Annotated in this window: 23 protein-coding genes; 18 read left to right on the plus strand and 5 right to left on the minus strand. The window is 54.8% G+C overall.

Going from position 1 to position 20,650, the window contains the following annotated elements:
* From VI895_10730 to VI895_10765, 8 genes are all read left to right on the plus strand, one after another.
* A partial coding sequence (locus tag VI895_10730) for a proton-conducting transporter membrane subunit (GenBank protein HLG20273.1) occupies window positions 1-405 on the plus strand: 405 nt, incomplete at its 5' end.
* Window positions 402-1,868 carry an NADH-quinone oxidoreductase subunit N gene (locus tag VI895_10735; GenBank protein ID HLG20274.1) on the plus strand — a complete coding sequence of 489 codons (1,467 nt, stop codon included), beginning with the start codon at window positions 402-404 and terminating at the stop codon, window positions 1,866-1,868. The genes VI895_10730 and VI895_10735, both read left to right, overlap by 4 nt.
* A complete protein-coding gene (gene purN / locus VI895_10740; GenBank protein HLG20275.1) occupies window positions 1,868-2,473 on the plus strand; it encodes a phosphoribosylglycinamide formyltransferase in 606 nt (201 codons plus the stop codon). Before VI895_10735 ends, purN begins: the two co-directional genes overlap by 1 nt.
* The gene (locus VI895_10745; GenBank protein ID HLG20276.1) at window positions 2,470-3,939 is read left to right on the plus strand and encodes a hypothetical protein; all 1,470 of its coding nucleotides are present in this window, start codon (window positions 2,470-2,472) and stop codon (window positions 3,937-3,939) included. Before purN ends, VI895_10745 begins: the two co-directional genes overlap by 4 nt.
* Window positions 3,936-4,838, plus strand: a complete 903-nt coding sequence (locus VI895_10750; GenBank protein HLG20277.1) for a TRAP transporter TatT component family protein — start codon at window positions 3,936-3,938, stop codon at window positions 4,836-4,838. Before VI895_10745 ends, VI895_10750 begins: the two co-directional genes overlap by 4 nt.
* A gap of 8 nt (window positions 4,839-4,846) precedes the next feature.
* Window positions 4,847-5,845: a TRAP transporter substrate-binding protein DctP gene (gene dctP / locus VI895_10755; protein HLG20278.1), complete on the plus strand. Its 999-nt coding sequence runs from the start codon at window positions 4,847-4,849 to the stop codon at window positions 5,843-5,845.
* A 56-nt stretch (window positions 5,846-5,901) separates the two neighbouring features.
* Complete coding sequence (locus tag VI895_10760) at window positions 5,902-6,192, plus strand: type II toxin-antitoxin system RelE/ParE family toxin (protein HLG20279.1); 291 nt, start codon at window positions 5,902-5,904, stop codon at window positions 6,190-6,192.
* Entirely contained in the window at window positions 6,182-6,496 is a 315-nt protein-coding gene (locus VI895_10765; GenBank protein ID HLG20280.1) for a helix-turn-helix transcriptional regulator, read from the plus strand. The genes VI895_10760 and VI895_10765 overlap by 11 nt, the downstream gene beginning before the upstream one ends.
* Window positions 6,497-7,151: 655 nt before the next feature.
* Here the strand turns inward: VI895_10765 and VI895_10770 are convergent.
* Window positions 7,152-7,454 carry a hypothetical protein gene (locus VI895_10770; GenBank protein HLG20281.1) on the minus strand — a complete coding sequence of 101 codons (303 nt, stop codon included), beginning with the start codon at window positions 7,452-7,454 and terminating at the stop codon, window positions 7,152-7,154.
* 37 nt (window positions 7,455-7,491) lie between these two features.
* Here VI895_10770 and VI895_10775 point away from each other — a divergent pair, with 37 nt between their 5' ends.
* The 5 genes from VI895_10775 to rpmB all read left to right on the plus strand — a co-directional run bounded on the left by VI895_10775 (window position 7,492) and on the right by rpmB (window position 10,483).
* Window positions 7,492-7,800, plus strand: coding sequence for a DUF4258 domain-containing protein (locus tag VI895_10775; GenBank protein ID HLG20282.1), 309 nt, complete (start codon window positions 7,492-7,494; stop codon window positions 7,798-7,800).
* A 9-nt stretch (window positions 7,801-7,809) separates the two neighbouring features.
* Window positions 7,810-8,259: a hypothetical protein gene (locus VI895_10780; protein HLG20283.1), complete on the plus strand. Its 450-nt coding sequence runs from the start codon at window positions 7,810-7,812 to the stop codon at window positions 8,257-8,259.
* A gap of 161 nt (window positions 8,260-8,420) precedes the next feature.
* Window positions 8,421-8,951: a TRAP transporter small permease gene (locus VI895_10785; protein HLG20284.1), complete on the plus strand. Its 531-nt coding sequence runs from the start codon at window positions 8,421-8,423 to the stop codon at window positions 8,949-8,951.
* Complete coding sequence (locus tag VI895_10790) at window positions 8,951-10,225, plus strand: TRAP transporter large permease subunit (protein HLG20285.1); 1,275 nt, start codon at window positions 8,951-8,953, stop codon at window positions 10,223-10,225. The genes VI895_10785 and VI895_10790 overlap by 1 nt, the downstream gene beginning before the upstream one ends.
* A 66-nt stretch (window positions 10,226-10,291) precedes the next feature.
* A complete protein-coding gene (rpmB, locus tag VI895_10795; protein ID HLG20286.1) occupies window positions 10,292-10,483 on the plus strand; it encodes a 50S ribosomal protein L28 in 192 nt (63 codons plus the stop codon).
* 4 nt (window positions 10,484-10,487) lie between these two features.
* Here the strand turns inward: rpmB and VI895_10800 are convergent, their stop codons facing one another.
* Window positions 10,488-11,336, minus strand: coding sequence for a PIG-L family deacetylase (locus tag VI895_10800; GenBank protein HLG20287.1), 849 nt, complete (start codon window positions 11,334-11,336; stop codon window positions 10,488-10,490).
* A gap of 54 nt (window positions 11,337-11,390) precedes the next feature.
* Between VI895_10800 and radC the strand changes: the two genes are divergently transcribed.
* The gene (gene radC, locus VI895_10805; GenBank protein HLG20288.1) at window positions 11,391-12,101 is read left to right on the plus strand and encodes a DNA repair protein RadC; all 711 of its coding nucleotides are present in this window, start codon (window positions 11,391-11,393) and stop codon (window positions 12,099-12,101) included.
* On the opposite strand, the gene VI895_10810 is transcribed toward radC, so the two are convergent.
* Both VI895_10810 and VI895_10815 read right to left on the minus strand, forming a co-directional pair.
* A complete protein-coding gene (locus VI895_10810; GenBank protein HLG20289.1) occupies window positions 12,082-12,885 on the minus strand; it encodes a hypothetical protein in 804 nt (267 codons plus the stop codon). The genes radC and VI895_10810 overlap by 20 nt on opposite strands.
* Before the next feature lie 779 nt (window positions 12,886-13,664).
* Entirely contained in the window at window positions 13,665-15,815 is a 2,151-nt protein-coding gene (locus tag VI895_10815) for a bifunctional (p)ppGpp synthetase/guanosine-3',5'-bis(diphosphate) 3'-pyrophosphohydrolase (protein ID HLG20290.1), read from the minus strand.
* A gap of 101 nt (window positions 15,816-15,916) precedes the next feature.
* Between VI895_10815 and VI895_10820 the strand changes: the two genes are divergently transcribed.
* Complete coding sequence (locus VI895_10820; GenBank protein HLG20291.1) at window positions 15,917-17,272, plus strand: glutamate-cysteine ligase family protein; 1,356 nt, start codon at window positions 15,917-15,919, stop codon at window positions 17,270-17,272.
* A gap of 1 nt (window position 17,273) precedes the next feature.
* Window positions 17,274-17,708, plus strand: a complete 435-nt coding sequence (locus tag VI895_10825) for a VanZ family protein (protein ID HLG20292.1) — start codon at window positions 17,274-17,276, stop codon at window positions 17,706-17,708.
* Window positions 17,709-17,714: 6 nt separating this feature from the next.
* On the opposite strand, the gene VI895_10830 is transcribed toward VI895_10825, so the two are convergent.
* On the minus strand, window positions 17,715-19,025 hold the full coding sequence (locus VI895_10830) for a nucleotide sugar dehydrogenase (protein HLG20293.1): 1,311 nt from the start codon (window positions 19,023-19,025) through the stop codon (window positions 17,715-17,717).
* 142 nt (window positions 19,026-19,167) lie between these two features.
* Here VI895_10830 and lysA point away from each other — a divergent pair, with 142 nt between their 5' ends.
* Together lysA and VI895_10840 are read left to right on the plus strand one after the other, a co-directional pair.
* Entirely contained in the window at window positions 19,168-20,433 is a 1,266-nt protein-coding gene (lysA, locus tag VI895_10835) for a diaminopimelate decarboxylase (GenBank protein ID HLG20294.1), read from the plus strand.
* Window positions 20,434-20,440: 7 nt separating this feature from the next.
* Window positions 20,441-20,650, plus strand: a 210-nt coding sequence (locus VI895_10840; GenBank protein ID HLG20295.1) for a diaminopimelate epimerase, incomplete at its 3' end; no start/stop codon positions are given.

Here is a 20,650-nt window from a genome sequence, read left to right on the forward strand (position 1 = left end):
GTGGCTCCAAGGTTCGCCGCCGTATTTTTCCTCATGACGCTGACGGCGATCGGTCTGCCCGGACTTTGCGGGTTTGTCGGAGAATTCCTGATTCTGGCGGGAAGCTTTCGGGCTTTAGCGTTGGATCATCCGGCCTGGTTCGTCGGTCTGGCGGTCGTGGGAATTATTCTGGGCGCCGTATATATGTTGAGTCTCTACGAGCGAATTTTCTGGGGCACGGTGCGGTTTAAAGAAAATGAGACGTTCCGGGACCTCCGGTGGCAAGAGGTTGCCACGTTGGCCATGCCGATCGTCCTCGCCGTATGGCTTGGGATTCAGCCCAACCTGATTCTGTCGCGGATATCCCCTTCGGTTCAATCCATTGTTTCCAGGGTTCGGGTTCAATCGGTCGCGGAGCTGCCATGACGTTCGGTCCGATTCAAATCCGCGACCTTTTGGAATTGCTGCCGTATGGAATCCTGTCGGTTTCCAGCCTTCTTCTTCTTTTGTTCGCTTCGATGACGGGTGAACGGGGCGGAGCGCGGAAACTTTACGGCGCCCTCACATTCGGGGCGGTTGTGGCGACCTTAACGTCCCTGTTGTTCGTGAACGGAACGTCGATGCCATTGCGGGGTCTTCTCATCCATGACGGGTTGGGATTTGGGTTCGCCGCCGTCGTACTTCTTTTGCTGCTTTTCGCCGTCCCGGTTTTTCATTCAGGCACGGCCCGAATTCGAAGGGCGCCCGCGGGTACATACAGCCTGCTTCTTTTGAGCGCCGCGGGCGGTCTATTGATGATCTTCTCGAATCATCTGCTGGTCTTTTTTGTCGGCCTCGAACTCTTATCTCTCCCCTTGTACGTCATGACCGGCCTGGGAGCCACCAAGGACGAGTCGAGCGAAGCGGCGTTTAAATATTTTCTCTTGGGCGCCGTGGCTTCGGCTGTATTGGTTTACGGGATGGCGCTAATGTGGGGAACGCTGGGGACGCTCGAGATATCTTCGATGGCGCAAATCTTTCATGAAAGAGGGTTCACGTCGGGAAGCCTCTTGATGGTGGGCGTGACTCTTTTTGCGGCCGGTATTCTGTTCAAGATCGGGCTGGTTCCGTTTCACATGTGGGTTCCGGACGTCTATCAGGGAGCGCCGGCGCCGCTGGTCGCGTGGATGTCGGGTGCGGTCAAGGCGTCGGTTCTGTGTACCGCGCTTCGCCTGTTCGGACGGGCGCTTCCTTCGACCAGTTTCAATTGGGTGACGGCTCTCTCGTGGCTGGCGATGGCGTCCATGGTGTGGGGAAGTCTCGCGGCTCTTTATCAGACGGACGTGAAGCGGATGCTGGCTTATTCCAGCGTGGCTCATGCGGGATATGCCGCCATTGCGCTGACAACTTCCGAAGGCGGGTCGATCGAGGAGGCCGGAGCGGCGCTGGTGTTCTACGTGCTGACCTATGGACTGGCCACTTTCGGCGCGTTCCTGGTGGTTTCGCTTCAAGAGGAGGAAGGAAAAACGAAAATTTCGGATCTTTCCGGTTTAGCCAAACGTCGGCCGGGACTGGCTCTAGCCTTGGCCATCTGCCTGTTGTCGTTGGCCGGATTGCCTCCGCTCGCCGGATTCGTCGCTAAATTCAACGTGTTTCTCTTGGCGGCCCAACAGGGGAGGTACGAACTGGTCTTGGTCGGCGTGGTGACGAGTGTCGTGTCCCTGGCGTATTACCTTCGTCTGATCGTGGCAGCGTATATGGAAGATCCGGCGGAACTGACGCCGATCCGCCGTCCCTTCGGTGCCGTGGCTGCGCTCGGCCTGGCCTCGGCGTTCACGCTTCTTTTAGGTCTCCTCCCGGGCAGTGTTCTTGATTTCCTTCTAAGGGCGGGATCTCAGGGAGTGCGGTAATGACGGAAAATCGTCCCGCTCTGGCCGTGTTCGCCTCGGGAAACGGCTCCAACCTTCAAGCGCTTATCGACGGTTCGAAAACCGCCGGCTGGCCGGCGGAGATTCGCGTCGTGGTGTCCGACAAGAAAGACGCTTTTGCATTGGAGCGGGCCAAAAATGCGAATATTGAAGCCGTTTGGTTTTCTCCGAAACAATATGCATCGCGCGAAGCGTACGATTTGGGGCTGGTGGAGCTGCTTCGGCAACGTTCCATCGATTGGGTGATTCTCGCGGGTTTTATGCGTATCCTGAGCCCGGTTTTCGTGCGGCCGTATCTCGGAAAGATGATCAATGTCCATCCCGCGCTGCTTCCCAAATATCCCGGGACACATTCGATTGAACGGGCGTTTCAGGCGGGCGAAAAGGAGGTCGGCGTCACCGTGCATTTTGTGGACGAAGGTGTGGACACGGGGCCGATCATCGTCCAAGAGGCCATTCCGGTTCAGCCGGGCGAAACGCTGGAGCAGCTCACGGGTCGCGTGCACGACGTGGAACATCGAATTTTTCCGGAAGCGATCCGGGATGTCATCTTGGGCCGCGTAAAGTTCGTGAGGAACATCGGATGAAGGTCCGGCTTTTCGACGTCTGTGTTTTGGGAGACGGCATCGGCGGTCTTTTGGCCGCCATCATGCTACAGAAAAAGGGGATCAAGCTCGTCGTTTTGACCGACCGACGGGCGAAAGACTTCGATCCGGCCCTCTGCGAATTTCTGAACGGATTTACGATCAAGCCGATGCTCAAGCGGGTCGGATTTCATCCGACGGAAGTCAATGCCATTCCCGCGCTCGAGGCGCCGGTGCAGCTGGCTTTTATGGATCACCGGCTCGACTGCTACGGTGAAGAAGGACGATTTCATCGGGAACTTACGCGTGAATTTCCCGATCATGCCAAACAAATTCTCCAACTGTTCAAGGAAAGTTACGGACACCTCGAGGTCTATCATTACTTATTCAACAGTCGCGTTCCGCTTCCGCCCAAAGGCTTTTTCGCCCATCGGAACTTTCGAAAGATGCTCGACCAGGTGTGTGACGCCCAGCTCTTGGCCGATCGGTCGTTGGATAAAGAACTGAAGAGTTTCGACGTAGGGGACGACTTCAGCCGGGCGGTGGATGCCATGCAGTTGGCCCTGCGCGATTTGATTACGTCGTGGACGAGCGGCGCACAGCTCGCGCATCTTCTCGCTCTGGTTCGATGGGAAGGATACGACGCGGCCGCCGGGGTCGCGACGATTCGAAACATGCTGCTTTCGAAAATCAAGGAAAGGGGAGGGCTCGTCGCGGAGTGTGACCAGATTAAGGGCGTGATGCTGGAAAAGAAGCGGATCGCCGGTTTCGAACTCGCGGGAGCGGAGTGGAGTGAAGTCCGTTGCCATGTGGCGATGATCGGCGGCGATCCTCGCGGACTTTTTGCAATGGCCCCCGACGCGGAACCCGTTCGCCAATGGCAGAAGAAGCTTTCGGAACTGCAAATTTTTGCCGGTAAAGCGTATCAACTCTACCGGGTGTCGCCCGAGGGGATTCCGACCGGAATGCAGTCCCAGGGATTGCTGATTCCTCGGGGCCGCCCCAACGGAGGGAGCGAGCGGCGGCGATGGGTTCGGGCTCTGCGATATGTCGTCCGCAAGAGTGAAAATGGGGACAAGAGCCCCCACACCTGGATCGGCGTCAGCGCGTTCATGGACCCGAGTTCACAGCGCCCCGATTTGAAACGGGTCTCCACCGAAATTCGGGAGGGCTTAAAATCGCTCATTCCGTTCCTCGAAAATCATTTACTGGAGGAGCCGAAAGAGCCCTATCTCCCGTCGATGGAGGGGAAACCGGGAGACTTTCGGCAGGGGTTTATTTACACCGCGTCGGAGCCGAGGACGCTGGGGGTTTGCGGTTTTACGCCCGAGACTCCCCTGAAGAACACATTCCTGGCGGGAGACATGATTTTCCCGGGTTTGGGACTGGACGGTGAAGTGATCAGCGGTTTTCAGGCGGCGCATTACGCTTCGGAGTATCTATCGGCGGACAAACGGAAATTGGGATGAGAACGCGGCTTACAATCCTTCTCATCCTTCTGGCCTCTCTGATCAGCGGCTGTTCGCTGAAAAACCTAAGTGTGAAAGCCACGTCCGAGCTGTTGCCGCCCGGTTTGGAGGTTTTCGAGAGTGAGGCCGACATCCAGCTCGCCCATGAAGCGGCGGCGGCCCAAATCAAATTGATGGAGACGCTTCATCGGAGCGACCCTAGGCGGGCCGAAGTTCTTCTCGCCCTCACTCGGGCGCTCGGCAGTTACGCGTTCGCCTTTCTGGAATGGGAAGCCGAATCCAACGCCGACGTTCGAAAGCGGGCGGCAAGCCTTTATAATCGCGGCGCCGGTCACGGTTTGGAGCTGCTCGATCTGAAGCTGGGCGGCGGGACGGCCCTCTTGGCTCGTTCCGGATCCTTGGAAGCCTTCAAATCGCGATTGGAGGGAGCGAAAAAAGAAGACGTCCCGGCTCTCTTTTGGACGGCCTACGATTGGGCGGGGGCCATACGGAAAAGCGCGGATTCCCCGCGCGCCGTTGCTGAATTGCCCCGCGCCGTCGCTTTAGCGGAGAGGGCGTTGAAATTGGATCCCGGTTACCATTACGGGGCGATCCATCTTTTCTTTGGCGTTTACTTCGCCGAGCGGCCGCCGTTGCTCGGAGGAGACCCCAAACAAGCCGAGAAACATTTTTCGGAAGCCGTGAGCGTTGGCGGCGGAAAGTACGTCATGGCAAAATATCTTTGGGCCAAGACGTACGCGGTTCGGATTCAAGACGCTAAATTGTTCGAGAAGCTGTTGAAGGAAGTGATGAACACTCCCGATGACCTTTTACCCGAACAGCGCCTGGCCCAGGAGATTGCGAAAGATTGGGCCCGCAAGCTTCTAAAACAAAAACCAAATTACTTTGGAGAAAGCTGATGCGCAGGATGCCCAAGCTCATTTCTACGTTTGTCGTTGTTCTGATCGTTGCCATGAGCGCCGCGGCGGCGGAGCCAAAAATTCTCATCAAGATTGCCACGGTGGCGCCGCAGGGGACGACGTGGGTCAATGAGCTTCAGAAGATGGATCAGAAGCTCCGGAGCGAAAGTCAGGATGAAGTCGGCCTAAAAATTTACGCGGGCGGAGTTCTGGGTGACGAGTCGGATGTGGTCCGGAAGATCCGCGTGGGCCAGGTGCACGGGGCAGCGTTCACGGGAATGGGCTTGGGACAGCTCCTTCCGGAAGTCCGGATTTTTGAGCTTCCGTTTCTGGCTCGAACGGATTCGGATATCGATCGACTGACGGATCAATTGTTCCCGCGATTCGAAAAGGGATTTTTATCGAAAAAGTTTGTTCTCCTCGGCTTCGTTCCGATTGGTTTTGTCTACATCTTTTCTTCAACGCCGATTTCTTCGTTGGATGCGCTCAAGAAAGGGAAGGTCTGGGTCTGGGAAGGTGATCCTTTGGCGCGAGGATTGTTTTCAGCGGGCGGCGTTGCGGGAATCCCCTTGGTGCTCCCGGACGTTCTCTCGTCCCTTCAAACGCGCCTCATCGATACGGTTTACGGAACGCCTCTCGGCGCGATCGCGCTCCAATGGCACACACGTGTGAAATACCGGACCGATTTTGCAATCACGCACGCCATGGGGGCCCTCCTAGTCGCCGAGGCCCAGTTTTCAAAGCTTTCCGCCAAGTCGAAGGAAATTCTTAAGACGGAGTCGCGCGATCTTTGCAGGCGGCTGGCCGAGGCATCGCGCAAAGAAAATGCCGAAGCCCTCACAATATTGACGAGCCAAGGCGTACAGACGGTCGCGGTCTCCGTGGCGGAGCAAAATCGATTCATCGCTATAGGAGATAAGGTCGCGACAGATCAGGTGGGCAAACTCTATCCAAAGGATCTTTTGGAACAGGCACGCAGTGTCGTCCGAAGCGGTGCCAAGCCGTAGTGATGCGCATAGTTTCACTTGGGGCTTGAAGAAGTACTGCTAAAAGCAGTATCATAATGAGGAAGCGGACGTGGAAAGTCCTGTGGGACAGGCGGGTTCAAAAGGAGCTCGACAGACTTCCGGGGCATATTCGGGACAAGTTCCAGGGCTGGGTTGAAGCCGTTGAACGGGCGGGCATGGAGGAGGTCAGGAAACTGAAGGGATACCACGACGAGCCGCTCCACGGTCAGCGTCGGGGACAAAGATCGATTCGATTGAGTCGCGGGTATCGGGCGATCTATGAGGAACGGGCGGACCACACCGTCATGGTGGCCCGGGTTATAGAGGTGAGCAAACATGGGTACTGAACGACAACTTTATGGATTGAAGGATTTGGAGAAAAAATATGGTCGATTGACCGTGGGTCGTTTTCTGCGATCCTGGCGCCTTTCGGAGGGTTTTTCGCAAAAAGTGTTCGCGAAGAAGCTCCGAATATCGGCAGCTAATCTTTGTGACATCGAAAAGGAGCGTAAGGGTGTGAGCGTAGCCAAGGCACATGAGATTGCCAAGGCGATCGGTTATCCACCTTCGGTTCTGGTACAGATGGCGCTTCAGGAGGAAGTAGCCTTATCCGGATTGAAATATTCGGTTCAGGTGAAATCGGCTGCTTGAAAGCAACGGCCTCTTCAAGTGATGCCGGAACGATGCCTCAACCAGGCCCTTGGCCATTTGAGATGGCGTTTTGAAGGGCTTCTGTCATCTGTTCACCCGTAATGGCCAATTCTTATCCAGACGAATCTAGGTATGTGCAGCTCCCGGAAAAGTCTGTCTCCGTAATCGAATAGTCACAATCCGCCGCATATCCCAGGCCTCCGCTAAAGGAGACATGTTCCTGAAAGGAATACGATTCGAAGGTTTAGGATTCCTTATCGGTCCAAACATATTCTCTTTGAATGGTACCGTTGACTTTAAGTTCGATATCTTGGCCGGAAGGGTAAAGAGGCCCAGAGATTGAACAATCGGTATAGGTGAAGGAATGCGTCTCTCGGTTTCCAGCCTCCGAAATGTCGATGTGGACCATTCCTTCTCCGTTCGGGTTGATAATGTCGGCACAGTCGTAATCGCCGCTGCTGGAGCTGAAATGAAAGGGCTTAAACGAAAAAGTCAGCCAAAGCTCTTCGGCGGTTAGTGCTGGACTTACCGACGAAAACGGAGGCCCTAAGCCAGGAGTCGTCGACGAGTCGCCACAGCCAATAAAGCCGAAGATCAAAACTGCAATGCCTGTAAATTAAAATCCTTGAACTGTCTTCATAGATTCATCCCTCCTTTAAAATCTAAATTGTGCACCGACAAACGCGCCATCGGTCGCTACGGCCAGAGTCGGCTGAAAAGTGTTTAGAAAAGAGGATTTCGTTTTTTGTTCGATTTCGGCATTGTGTTTTTTGACTCCATTGATACCGCCGATGGCATCCCAGATGATGGACGAGGCGTAAAGTGCTATGCTGGGGCAAACACCTAAATACAATCCAGTCAAGCCGTTAAAACCCTGGTTATGGCTCGAAATATACGTTACTTTTTTCTTTAATTTTGAATAGTTGGACCTGTTTTCGCTTTTATTCGCCTCGTTCAAATTTAAGATGGCAACGCAAATGTAACTGAGTTACAATATGAAAAGGTCAAAGAAAAAGATTGAAAGCCTGATGGAGGCGATTCGTAGATCGCTCGATTCAGGAAATTACTTGGACACGAGGCATGCACATGAAAGACAGGAAGAACGAAGAATTACGCGTCCTGAGGTTCTTTACGTTCTTCGTTATGGGCATCACGAGGCCAAGAAAGATAGGTTCGACGAGCCGTTTAAAGCTTGGAACTACGCCGTGAGAGGAAAAACCATTGATCGAAGAGATTTAAGGATCATAGTTTCGTTTGACGAGTCTGCCATGCTTATCATCACGGCAATCGAGATAGGGAGATAGTTGGGAAATATGAAAACCAAAGTTCAAAAAGAATTTGTCGATACCGGATTCGGCTTTCCAATTCTTCTTTTAAATGTTCCGATGATTCGAACCCGTGGCGTCTGGACGCCGAAGATTGATTATAACGCCCTCGCACTTGCTGTTCTTCAGGCTTTGGCGCGCAAGCCTTCCCCTCTTACAGGCAATGAAATTCAATTTATTCGGCTTCATTTTGACTTAACGCTTCAGCAATTTGCAAAACGCTTCGATGTCTCTCACGCTGGTGTGATTAAATGGGAGAAGGCCAAGTCTCATTCTACCAACATGAATTGGACGACCGAAAAGGATCTCCGGCTCTTTATTCTCTCGGAACTTGAAGCTGCTCCCAAAGAGCTAGCAAGTTTATACGGTGAACTGCAAACGCCACAGCGCGATCGCCCGTCCCCTCTCCGGCTAAATGCGATGCAGTTAGCGGCGTAAATTGTTTTCTCTTGATGGAACGGAACACTATCGCCTCACATGCCCGGAAAATGAGCTTTCCGCGGTTGTCTTTGGCTTTTTGAACGTTGAGTTTTGCTCGGAATCGGTGTGTGGGAACAAAGGTTGATCCGTTCTTGGCACACAAATGATTGCGCCAGAAGATGGGGACGGTAGTCTGGATCTGGATGAAACTTCTGCGGAGTCTAAATCGTGCGATCACGGCGGTCGTCGAGGGCTTTCTGGCCGTCGGATTCGTCGCGATGCTTGGCTTAGCCGCCCTGCAGGTGTTCCTCCGCTTCTTTTTTCACACGGGGATTGTCTGGGGAGACGTAGCGGCGCGGTATCTAGTGATCTGGGTCGGTTTTTTTGGCGCCTATTTGGCAACGCGGGAAGGGAAACACTTTCATGTCGATGCTCTGGTACGTTTATTCCCGTTTCGAATTCGTTTCTGGTGTAGAGCTGTCACCGATCTCTTCGCCGCTTTTGTGTGCGGTTTCTTACTCCGGGCGAGCATCACGTTCGTTCAGGTCGGGATCGATCCGGGATCCATTCTCTTTCTCGGGATTCCGGAGTGGATTCCCGCTACTATCGTCCCGGTCGGATTCGGTCTGCTCACACTGGAATTTTTCACGCACGCAGCCGTGAGCCTTGCGTCGCTGTTCCAAGGTAAGTCGAACAAAGGAGCGGCCTAATGGGCGTTCTGGGCCTCGGCTTGCTGCTTCTTCTGGCGGCCCTCGTCGGCGCCCCGATCTTCGCCGTCATCGGTGCAATCGGTCTGGTCGCCTTTGATCGCGCTGGGATCGATGCCGCGGCGTTGATCGTCGAGCTCTATCGCCTCGTGAATTTTCCGGCTCTCATCGCGATCCCGTTGTTTACGTTCGCCGGATATGTCCTGGCGGAGAGCAAGGCGCCCCGTCGCATGATCGGATTAGCGCAGGCGTTCTTCGGATGGATGCCCGGAGGATTGGCGATCGTGGCACTTCTGTCGACCGCGATCTTCACGGCGTTCAGCGGCGCGTCGGGGGTTACGATCATCGCGCTCGGCGGCCTGATCTTCCCGGCCCTCCTGAAAGAGAATTACCCGGAGCGCTTCTCGCTCGGGCTAATGACGACGTCGGGGAGCCTGGGTCTCCTGTTCCCACCCTCGCTCCCGATCATCCTATACAGCATTGTCGCACAGGTTAACATCGACCAACTCTTTCGTGCGGCGCTACTCCCCGGCGTGCTCCTGATTGTGGTTCTGTCTATCTATAGCGTTCGTACGGCGATCAAGAGCGGCGTTCCACGACAAGCATTTGTCTGGAAAAATGTTTGGTCCGAACTCAAGGGCGCCGCTTGGGAAATCCCGCTCCCGTTCGTCGTGATCGGCGGCATCTACGGCGGCGTCATCACGGCCACGGAAGCCGCGGCCGTAACGGCATTCTACGTCTTGATCGTGGAAGTATTCGTGCGCCGCGACCTGACGTTTTTTGGCGATATGCCGCGTGTACTGCGCGAAAGCATGATCCTGGTCGGTGCGATTCTCGTGATGCTTGGAGCGGCGATGGGCGTGACAAATTATCTCATCGACGAGCAAATTCCGATGAAGCTGTTCGGTTGGATCAGTCTGTTCGTCGACAGCAAAGTCGTCTTCCTGGTAATCCTGAATCTATTCTTACTGGTGATGAACATGGTGGAGATCTTCTCGGCCATCATCATCGTCGTGCCGATCATTGTGCCGGTGGCGATGCAATACCACGTGGACCCCGTTCATCTCGGGGTTATCTTCCTGCTCAATCTTGAAATAGGCTATATGACCCCGCCTCTTGGGCTGAATCTTTTCCTGTCGAGTATGCGGTTCAATCGACCGCTGACTGCAGCCTATCGGGCCGTTTTGCCGTTCTTTGCCCTCTTGGTGGCGGTACTTATCCTGGTCACCTACGCGCCGGGTTTAAGCCTCTCATTGGCCGGCTCGGCGTCGCCCTGACGAGCTGGGAGCTTGATTTTATTCGCGTTAAGTGCTTTATATCGCGCCCCTTTTTAGGAGGCGCTTATGGCGATGGTTTGTGGAATTTGCGGCAAGAAACCGGTCTACGGGAATAAGGTCTCGCATTCCAATAACCGGACTCGCCGACGGTGGCTTCCAAATCTCAAACGTGTTCATGTGATTGTCGACGGCGTCAGCAAGACGATTCGCCTTTGCACGCGTTGCATTCGATCCGGCAAGGTCGCCAAGGCCGCGTAGGCATTCAGGAACGTAGCGCGCGGAGCGGACTTAACAGATCCCTCTCTAGCCGCTCTACCATGTAAGAAACATATCGCAGGGGATTCAGTCTGCGATTTCGAAGAAGCGGCATGAGATCCATCGCGAACGTGATGCCTCGAGCTGCGTCTGCACTTTCGGAGTGATGATATGTCGCATTCGCTTGGCGACGCCCGAGAGTAGCCAGATCGTATCGTTTCCCGCTTCCAATTTGAGACCGAAAGACTTGAAGCAATTTCCGGGAGACAAGGGGATGCTTTGAACAATCGAGGGCGACTTTTTGAGATCCGGGGAGCCAATCCAGCGATCCCCATACTTCACAACCGTACAGTCTTCGAGGCCATCCTTTGGGGCCGAGCGAACGTAAGGCCTCGAGAACGTGCAGAACGACGGCCAAATGCGTTTCATGCCTGTCGGCTAGGTTATGGGTGTAGATCCAACGCGGGCGAGTCCGCAGCAAAACAGTCGTTAAGTCGGATCGAATATTGCCGTTTCGAAGATTTCGAATTTCGGCGCTCGGATAATCGAGCTGAATCGCGGCGGAATAACGGCCGATTCGGGCCGCCGAACGCTGTTCCCTTCTTCGAGTCTCTTTGAATTGGCCCAACTTCATCCTTTCGTAAGGGCCATTTCTAGGGCTGCCGGCTCCGTCTCCACAGGTGATCGATGTGAACCAACGCGTTTTGCGCCGGTAGCACTCTGCGATACCGTGATACGCCATGATTTCGAGATCATCTGCGTGTGCGCCGATACCCAAATGCGTGGTACGTGCCAGCGCCTCCTTTTCCGGAGTCCGGTCCGGCACGTAGATCTCGGCATGCGTCCTGTAAAACATGATGGTTCGAGTGAAAGATAATCCGTACCACGTTATTCAGAACCGGCACAAATCGTGAAGTCACCCCACGTCATGAGCGATCGTGCAGCACTTCCGATTCGAGAGTGGCCGGAATCCGAACGTCCCCGGGAACGAATTTTGGAACTTGGCGGACAAGCTTTATCTTCGGCCGAGCTTCTGGCGATTCTCATTGGCAGCGGAGATCGAGGATTATCGGCCGTGGACGTGGCCCGGCGTCTGCTTCAAGGGGGCGAAAAGGGTGATCTCACAGCCAATCAACTTTCCATCGGTTCTCTGCTTCGGACCAAGGGTGTGGGGCCGGCGAAGGCCGCGAGGATACTGGCCGCGCTCGAACTCGGGCGGCGTTTCTCGGCGGCGGAAAGATCTTCGGTGCACCGCCTTGCGCAAAGCTCGGACGTAGCCAAATTGATGAACTCGCGCGTGACGGGTCTTTCGTACGAATTATTTTTCGTGATTTCCGTCGACGTGAAAAACAGGCCGATCACGATCCAACAGGTATCCCGCGGCAGCGCCGAGGGTGTGGCCATCCAACCGAAGGAGGTTTTTGCCGAGGCGGTTCGCGCGGGAGCTTCGGGGATTATCTGCGTCCACAACCATCCGAGTGGCGACGCCACTCCCAGCCCCGAAGATCGTGCATTGACGGTGCGTTTGAAAGAAGGAGCCCTCATCTTGGGCCTCCGATTTCTCGATCATGTGATTCTAGCGAATGGGAATTCGTACAGCTTCACGGAGAAGAATGGCTGAGTGGGGTGTAGCGCCTCAAGTCTTCCTGAAATGTCATCGATCGTTCAGCCGGGTCGGCTTGTTTAGCTAACTCGGGCCTTTCATCGGCGAGATAGAATGCGCAAGGAATGGTGTGACCTTCCAACTCCGTCGAGGGCTCGGGAATGGGATAATCCCACCAAAACGGTCCGTCATAATATCGGCGTCCGTCTTCAATGAATGTGAACCGGCCATCGCCCAAGAGCTGCGGCTGAAGCTTAAGCAGGGTTGAAAGATCGACGATCTCTTGAAGCTCCGAAGGTCCGTAAGCTCGGCGGACGCCCCTCCATTGCGTCCCTTGTTCGTAGAGTTCACCATATCGATTCAAGAGGACCTCACATATTTGATGCTTGACGAGTGCGCCGTTGTATATGTGTGCACATGCTTCAGCAAAACAGACTTCAGGTTCGAAAACTTTGCTCTGGAAAAACCAGGAGAGCACTTTCATTTTATCAGCGCGGGATGAATCGGCCGAATCATAATAACTGCGAAACCGGGCTCGATATTCGTCCAAGGTGGTCGGCGTCGTTAAATAGGCTTTCACTTCCTGTGGAACTTTGGACTTTGCCCTAAATCGATAGTCCCAAGGGTCAATGGGCGGAAGGCCGACGGCTCTTGAAGCCGCCGCACGTGAAAATCGCGGAATCCAAGCCGCACCGTTGCGAATACCGCTCCGAATCCAAGTGCCGGCTTCTGTAAGTGGGCGCCAGGAAGAACTCCACAGATCGGCCCTCGAGGAGAGATACCAAAGCAAAGCTGTCGGCACAGTGAACTTCGCTCTGTTAAAGGAGGCCTGAAGAAAAGACTGAAAAGCAATCCATTGGTCTACAGATAGTGTCTGCTGGACGATTTCAGCCTCCGTCTTTGTAATTGGAAATGGGATGACATTTGGAAGGAGGCGATCGCGATTAAGTCTTGGATCTATCGATCGCTCGGCAGATCGCTCCAAAACGGGCATTTTCACGGGAGATCTGAATTTAATTGGCTCGAGCGGTGCTGGCAGGCACACGGGGAGCAACATAAAATCAAGGTCTATATCCGGGTTGAAGTGTGGCTGGTCTCGGGCTCCTTGGGCACAAATGCTGAAATATTCGACGGCTCGGTCACGGAAGGATCCAGATACTGTGAGGGAATACACATAATCGCCCGCCAACCAAGCCTGAACATCTGTAAATGTAACCTTGATTTGAGTGAGAGCCTGACAAAACGTGGGTTGTTGTTTCATACAGGTATCGTGGGACGGATATTCGAATGTCAATTGCAACTTCCGTCCGAACGTGGGTGTGATCGGTTGAAGTTCGCGATGCCCGGGATAGGTGCATTGGCAGACACCGATCGTAGGGCCTTCCGTAAGGGGCTCGGCAAATGCGGGTTGGGAAACCGCCGACACGGTGAACAGAAGGGCGGTGCTGATAACACTTCGCCAAAGAATACAATGTATTAACGACGTAATGTCCGATTGCACGCTACGGATATCGGCCCCCCACCTGGATTTCCCCTTGTGCTTATTCGATCGGATGGATTATTGCAAGTGGGGTCGGGACGCTATGCCTTTACCCGCTCGACGGAGAGGATCCCTCGAAGTTTTTCGATCGAACGCATCATGGAATAGAGCTGGGATGTGTCCGTAACATCGACGTCGAACGTGTTGATCGCTTTTCGATCCTCGGTCGTCCGGATCGATGCGTGAGAGATGTTGCCGCCTTTGAGTGAAATCGCCTTGGAAATATCGGCCAGGATTCCGGGGGAATCGACGGAGACCACTTTGATTTTCACGTTGCGGACGGCTTGGCCGTTCTTGCTCCATTCCACATCCACTCTGCGAGCGCTGTCGACTTCGAGCACTTTGTAACAGTCGGTCCGATGGACCGTGACCCCGCGGCCGCGCGTCACGAATCCGAGAATCGGGTCCCCCGGCAGAGGGTCACAACACTTTCCATAACGAACCATGACGTTATCGAGGCCGCCGACTTTAATTCCGGAAGGTTGTTTCGGCGTGACTTTGGAAATGATCGACCGAATTATGCTGGGCGTCGCAACTTCTTTCCCCTTGAGCTTGTCCGGGGCGATGAAATGGCTGATGACGTCCGCGGCGACGACCTTTCCGTATCCCAGCGCCAAGAGCAGCTCGTCCAAACTGTGGTAGCCCGCCACGGCTAAGTTTGGTTTGATTTTTCCGCTGGCGAGAAGCTTCTCGTAGTTCTCACCGAACTTCTTGAGTTCTTTTTCCAGGATCTCGCGGCCGACGGCTCGGCCGGTGTCCCGTTCCTCTTTCTTGATGACGCCCCGAACCTTCGATTTCGCTTTGGACGTGATGGCGATTTTCAGCCAATCTTTGGAGGGCTTCGCCGTGTCGGAAGTCAAAATTTCCACGCGATCGCCGTTCTGCAGTTTGTATTTTAACGGAACCATGCGACCGTTGATCCGGGCGCCGTGGCAGTGGTGGCCCACTTCGGTGTGAACTCGATACGCGAAATCGATCGGCGTGGCCCCGCGCGGAAAATTGTAAACTTCCCCTCTCGGCGTGAAGACGAAGACCTCGTCGGCGAACAGGTCGAGTTTGACGGTTTCGATGAATTCGTGCGAATCCTTCGTATCCTGCTCCCAGTCGATCATTTGCCGCAGCCAACCGAAGCGCTGCAAGTCGTTTTTCTCGGTTCCCTCGCCTGTTTTATAAATCCAGTGAGCGGCGATTCCGTCCTCGGCCACCTGATGCATCTCGCGCGTTCGGATTTGAACTTCGATTCGCTGGCCTTCGGGGCCGGTCACCGTCGTATGAAGAGACTGATACAAGTTGGCCTTGGGGAGTGCGATGTAATCCTTGAACCGTCCCGGTACCGGCTTCCATAGCGTATGAATGTGTCCGAGCACTTCATAACATTGGGGCATCGAGTCCACGATGATCCGAAACGCCAGGATGTCGGCCACCTGCTCGAATTCGATGTTTCGAGATTCCATTTTCTTGTAAATGGAATAAGAATGCTTGGCTCGGCCGCTGACTTCGCAACGAACGCCCTCGGCCTTCATTTTTTGTCCGATCAGCTGGATGACATGGGCGATGTACCGGTCGCGTTCCGCCGCGGTCGTTTGAAGCTGCTTCGAGATTGTTTCGTAGATGACCGGTCGGAGCGCCTTAAAAGAAAGCTCTTCGAGCTCTAACTTTATCCACGCGATTCCGAGCCGATTGGCGAGCGGGGCGTAAATGTCGAGCGTCTCCTGAGCGATGACCAATTGGCGCATCTCCGGCATGTGCCGCAGCGTGCGCATATTGTGAAGACGGTCGGCCAATTTCACGACGATCACGCGAATATCGTGCGCCATCGCGAGCAGCATCTTTCGAAAGCTTTCGGCCTGCCGGACATCTTTCGAACCAAAGGAAACCTTGGACAGCTTGGTCACTCCGTCCACGAGTTGCGCGACATTGGGGCCGAATTTCTTCCGAACTTCTTCGATCGTGACGAGGGTGTCCTCGACAACATCGTGCAAAAGACCGGTGGCAATGGTTTCGGCGTCAAGTCGATGTGTGGAAAGAATTTTTGCGACTTCGGAAGGATGAGTGAAGTAGGGATCCCCCGATTTTCGTTTTTGCCCCTCGTGCGCCTTTCGAGAAAATTCGTAAGCTTCTCGAATGAGAGTTAAGTCCTCATCCGCATTGTACTTTTTGGTGTCTTCGAGGATGGAATCAAGCGGGATCATTGGGGTTTTCCAGTATAGCTACAAGCCTTTGGGGTTTCCATATCGCTGATTTGTCAGCTTTTTCTGGCAGACCCCGGTTCATTCTGCCAAAACCTTGTGTCGTGAGCCGGGAAGGATCGACCCAAGAATCGGAACCGATCTTCGGGAAGGCGGATCTCGTCCGAGTTTTTGAAAACGGAGCGAAGCCGCGTTTCCGGTATGCGATCGGTATCGAGAGCGAAAAGGTCGGCGTCGATCTTACGACGGGACACGCGGTCCCGTTTGACGGTCCCAACGGAATTGAGACGATTCTGATCGAGCTGTCCGCGCGTTTCGGCTGGGAGAAGGTTCTGGACCGGGGAAGAGTGATTGCACTGAACCGGAACGCGACGGCGATTACGCTCGAACCGGGAGGACAACTCGAATTGAGCAGCCGGCCGCATCCAACGTTGGATGATGTGGCTCGCGAACGCGAGGAACACATCGTCGAGCTGTGCGACGTTTCTACGCCGCTCAATATCGGCTGGCTTAATCTCGGTCTTCAACCGGTCACACCGATCGACCGGATTCCGTGGGTCCCAAAATCCAGGTATCGGGTGATGCGTGAGTATTACGAGAAGCGGCCAGGCCTCGCGCTTCACATGATGCGATTGACGGCGTCGGTCCAGGGGAACTTCGATTACGAGAGCGAGGCCGACGCCCGCCGGAAGATTCATGTGGGAGCTGCTCTCGGACCTATCGTTGGAGCGATGTTCGCAAATGGTGCGATCGAAGAGGGTGTTTTGAACGGTTATTGCTCGCGCCGGCTCCGCATCTGGCGGGAAACCGACGCGGATCGTTGCGGCATTCCGGACTTTTACGTAGACGGAACCTTTTCTTTCGAGAAGTACGCCGATTACGTTCTCGATATCCCGATGTACTTCATTCTTCGAAACGGAGAGTACGTCGACTACACCGGCAAGACTTTTCGGCAATTTCTGGAAGGGAAGGGGGAAAAAGAGAAAGCTCTCCGAAGAGACTGGGATCTCCATTTGACGACCCTTTTCCCGGATGTTCGGCTGAAGAATTATCTCGAACTTCGCACGGCCGACGCCCAGGATCCTCTCGGGGCAATGGCGCTCATGGCGTTTTGGACCGGTATTCTTTACGATGAAGAAGCGCTGGGAATGGCTTTCGACCGCGTGGGACGGTTCACTCGCGAACAGCTCGGCGCCGCCATGGATGATGCGGCGCTACAGGGTCTTCAAGCCGGAATCGCTTACGAGCCGATTCTTCACGTAGCGCGGGACGTTGTCGGCATAGCGGTCATCGGTCTGTCTCGGCTCGATCGGGTCAACGGTCGGCATGATATTCGTTACCTGGATCCGCTCCGTGATCTGATCGATCGCGGCTTGTCGCCCGCGGAGGAACTTCGGAAAACGTGGAACGGAAAAATCGGGCGCCTCCTTCCGTCCGCCTGCTTGCACGAGGCGTCGTGAAATGAAATCCATTCGATTCTGGATTCCGGCGTTCGCTTGGATGACGGTGATTTTTCTTTTTTCAACGGATCTTTTCGGAGCGTCCACGACTTTTTCGATCACACGGATCGTTCTCCGATGGCTCTTTCCTTTTTTGCCGGAACCGGCGATCGCAACCATTCACGTCGGCCTGCGTAAAGTCGGTCATGTCGGTTCGTACGCGGCGCTTTCGTACTTTTATTTATGCGGCCTGCTCAAGACGTTTCATCCGCTTCCTCTGTGGCAAACGAAATGGGGGGTCTTGGCGTTCGTTCTTTGCATTCTTTACGCCTGCACGGACGAATGGCACCAATCGTTTTCAACGGTGCGAACCGGTTCCGTTTGGGACGTGGGATGGGATACGCTCGGAGCCGCGATCACCCAAACGGTAAACCGGATTCGATCCAAAAACAGTTGAAAAAATTCAGAGTCGGACGACTTTCGGGCTCTGAATGCCCTTCGTCGCGTTTCGTGTGTCGACGACCGCCAGCGCGTGTTCCACGATTCGACGAAAGTCGTATTGCGAATGATGGGTCGTGATGACGACGACGTCTTGCGCCGCGATGATTTTGTCCGAAAGCTCGATCGATTGGAGCCGGAGGCCGTCAAGTCGGATGTCCGGGGCCAAAGGGTCGTGATACGAAACGTTCGCACCCTTCTCTTGAAGCAGCCGGAAGATGTCGAGCGCCGGGGACTCGCGGACGTCCGAAACGTCCGGTTTGTAGGCGATCCCCAGCAAAAGAATCCTCGAGCCTTTGACGCTCTTCTGAGCGTCATTAAGTGCGCCGGCGACGAGCTCCACGACGTGGCGGGGCATACCCGTGTTCACTTCGGCGGCCAGATCGATGAATCGCGCGGTGTAATTAAGTGTTTTCAATTTCCACGAAAGATAATGGGGGTCGACGGGAATGCAGTGCCCTCCGAGTCCGGGACCGGGATAAAACGGCGTGAAACCGAACGGCTTGGTCGCGGCGGCTTCGATCACTTCCCAGGTGTCGATGCCCAACAGGCGGCACATGATCGCCACTTCGTTCACCAGGCCGATGTTCACGGCGCGGAACGTGTTTTCAAGAATCTTGACCATTTCGGCCGCGCGCGTGGAGGCGACCGGAACGAGCCGTTCGATGATCTTCGCGTAAAGCGCCTTCGTCGTTTCCGTGCAGGCCGGCGTCATGCCGCCGATGACTTTGGGCGTATTCCTGAGCTGGAAGCGCTTGTTCCCCGGATCGATCCGCTCCGGACTGAACGCGAGAAAAAAATCTTTTCCCAACGTCAGCCCCGCCTCTTTGACCAGCGGCTCGAAAATTTCCTCGGTGGTCCCCGGATATGTCGTCGATTCCAAAATGACGAGCATATCGGCATGGATGCTTTCCCGAAGCCGATCCCTGACGGCCAAAATAAACGAGACATCGGGGTCGCGTGTCTTGCCGAGCGGGGTGGGCACGCAGATGCTGACCGTGTCCATTTCGCGCAAAAGGGCAAAATCGGTGGTGGCTCGAAAGCCACCTTTCCCTGATTTCGGTTTTACGACGGCGGTAAGCTCGGGACCGGGGATATCCTCGATATAGGAATCACCCCGATTGATTCTGGCGACGCGGTCTTCGGAAACGTCAAATCCGGTGACGGAAAACCCGGCTTTAGCCAGATCGACCGCCAGAGGCAATCCGACATAACCGAGTCCGATCACGGCGACACGGGCGTCGAACGAGTCGATTTTTTGTCGTAGAGAAGCCATTTCGTTGCAATTCGTACCGCGCCCGCCCCCCGTTTGCAAATTCAAGATTAGGGGACACACGACGTAACCCGATCTCGATCATGGGAATAGTTCGGGTCCAGTCGTGTGTCCCCGGATCTTTTGGGGTAAGAAGAGCGGGGTTGTGGATTATTTTGACTACAAAGGGGCCGCTCTCTACTGCGAAGAGATTCCGATCACGGAGCTCGTTCATCAGTTCGATACGCCGCTCTATATATACAGTCATGCGACGCTCGAACGCCATTTCCGTGTATTCAACGAGGCTCTTTCGAACCTGCCGCATCTGATCTGTTTTTCAGCCAAGTCCAACGGCAATATCGCCATCTTGCGGGCGATTGCACAGATGGGGGGCGGCGCTGACATTGTTTCGGGGGGCGAACTCTTTCGATGCTTGGAGGCGGGCGTAAGCCCTCAGAAAATTGTGTTTTCCGGCGTGGGGAAAACCGTTCCGGAAATCGAGTATGGCCTGCGCCGAAAAGTCCTGATGCTCAACGTGGAATCGGAGTCGGAACTTTGGAAGATCGCTCTGGTCGCCGAGAAACTAGGGACGGTCGCGCCGATAAGTTTCCGTCTGAATCCCGACGTGGACGCCAAGACACATCCATATATCGCGACCGGTCTGAAGCGAAATAAGTTTGGTCTGACAAGAGAGACTATTTTTTCTTTGTATAAAGAGGCCGCCCAGAACCCGCATTTGGCGCCTCTGGGTTTGACGATCCATATCGGCTCGCAAATCACGGAAACAACTCCATTTGTGGACGCCGTCCGGATTGCGTGCGACATCGCCAAGGAACTCCAGAAGAAGAAAATCCCACTCAAATATCTCGATATCGGCGGCGGCCTCGGCGTTCGATACCGCGATGAAGAACCGCCCAGCCCGAAAGAGTACGCCAAAGCGATTGCTCCGTTGTTCAAGGGCCTCTCCCTGACGCTGATCTTGGAGCCGGGGAGGGTTCTCATTGGAAACGCCGGGGTCCTCATTACTCGCGTGGTGTATGTGAAAAAAACGAAGCGAAAACAATTTATCGTCGTCGACGCCGGGATGAATGACCTCATACGGCCGGCTCTGTATAAGTCCGAACACACAATCGAACCGGTCGTCCGTAGAGGAAAGCCGGCCGTGCGCGCCGATATCGTCGGCCCGATTTGCGAATCGGCGGATACGTTTGCGCAAGATCGGGAGATCGAAGACGTTGAAGAAGGGGATCTCCTCTGCATCCGGACGGCGGGGGCGTATGGCTTTTCCATGGCATCCCAGTACAATGCCCGTCCGCGTCCCGCGGAAGTGATGGTTCGAGGTTCGGACGCCGCGGTCATCCGCGCGAGAGAATCGTTTGACGACCTGATTCGAGGCGAAAAAATTCCGGATTGGTTGAATCCAGAACGATGATAAATCGATGAAAGTTCCGTTTATCAAGATGCAAGGCTGCGGCAACGATTTCATTTTTTTCGACGCGAGAAAACTGCCGACGTTCGAATGGGCCAAAATCTCGGGGCGGCTTCTCGACCGCCGATTCGGCATCGGCGGCGATACGATGCTGGTCCTTCTTTCGCCCAAAGAGAAGGGGAGCGACGGCCGGATGTTGACGATCGAGCGGGATGGAAAC

This window comes from Bdellovibrionota bacterium (assembly GCA_035292885.1).
Taxonomy (GTDB): domain Bacteria; phylum Bdellovibrionota_G; class JALEGL01; order JALEGL01; family DATDPG01; genus DATDPG01.

Bases quoted from the DNA above. Each gene is read 5' to 3' on its own strand.
- VI895_10780 (HLG20283.1), top strand. From the start codon at position 7,810: ATGAAAACCAAAGTTCAAAAAGAATTTGTCGATACCGGATTCGGCTTT.
- VI895_10800 (HLG20287.1), bottom strand. From the start codon at position 11,336: ATGTTTTACAGGACGCATGCCGAGATCTACGTGCCGGACCGGACTCCG.
- VI895_10790 (HLG20285.1), top strand. From the start codon at position 8,951: ATGGGCGTTCTGGGCCTCGGCTTGCTGCTTCTTCTGGCGGCCCTCGTC.
- VI895_10745 (HLG20276.1), top strand. From the start codon at position 2,470: ATGAAGGTCCGGCTTTTCGACGTCTGTGTTTTGGGAGACGGCATCGGC.
- VI895_10765 (HLG20280.1), top strand. From the start codon at position 6,182: ATGGGTACTGAACGACAACTTTATGGATTGAAGGATTTGGAGAAAAAA.
- VI895_10815 (HLG20290.1), bottom strand. From the start codon at position 15,815: ATGATCCCGCTTGATTCCATCCTCGAAGACACCAAAAAGTACAATGCG.
- VI895_10830 (HLG20293.1), bottom strand. From the start codon at position 19,025: ATGGCTTCTCTACGACAAAAAATCGACTCGTTCGACGCCCGTGTCGCC.
- VI895_10775 (HLG20282.1), top strand. From the start codon at position 7,492: ATGAAAAGGTCAAAGAAAAAGATTGAAAGCCTGATGGAGGCGATTCGT.
- dctP (HLG20278.1), top strand. From the start codon at position 4,847: ATGCCCAAGCTCATTTCTACGTTTGTCGTTGTTCTGATCGTTGCCATG.
- VI895_10760 (HLG20279.1), top strand. From the start codon at position 5,902: ATGAGGAAGCGGACGTGGAAAGTCCTGTGGGACAGGCGGGTTCAAAAG.
- VI895_10735 (HLG20274.1), top strand. From the start codon at position 402: ATGACGTTCGGTCCGATTCAAATCCGCGACCTTTTGGAATTGCTGCCG.
- purN (HLG20275.1), top strand. From the start codon at position 1,868: ATGACGGAAAATCGTCCCGCTCTGGCCGTGTTCGCCTCGGGAAACGGC.
- VI895_10785 (HLG20284.1), top strand. From the start codon at position 8,421: ATGGGGACGGTAGTCTGGATCTGGATGAAACTTCTGCGGAGTCTAAAT.
- VI895_10825 (HLG20292.1), top strand. From the start codon at position 17,274: ATGAAATCCATTCGATTCTGGATTCCGGCGTTCGCTTGGATGACGGTG.
- rpmB (HLG20286.1), top strand. From the start codon at position 10,292: ATGGCGATGGTTTGTGGAATTTGCGGCAAGAAACCGGTCTACGGGAAT.
- VI895_10750 (HLG20277.1), top strand. From the start codon at position 3,936: ATGAGAACGCGGCTTACAATCCTTCTCATCCTTCTGGCCTCTCTGATC.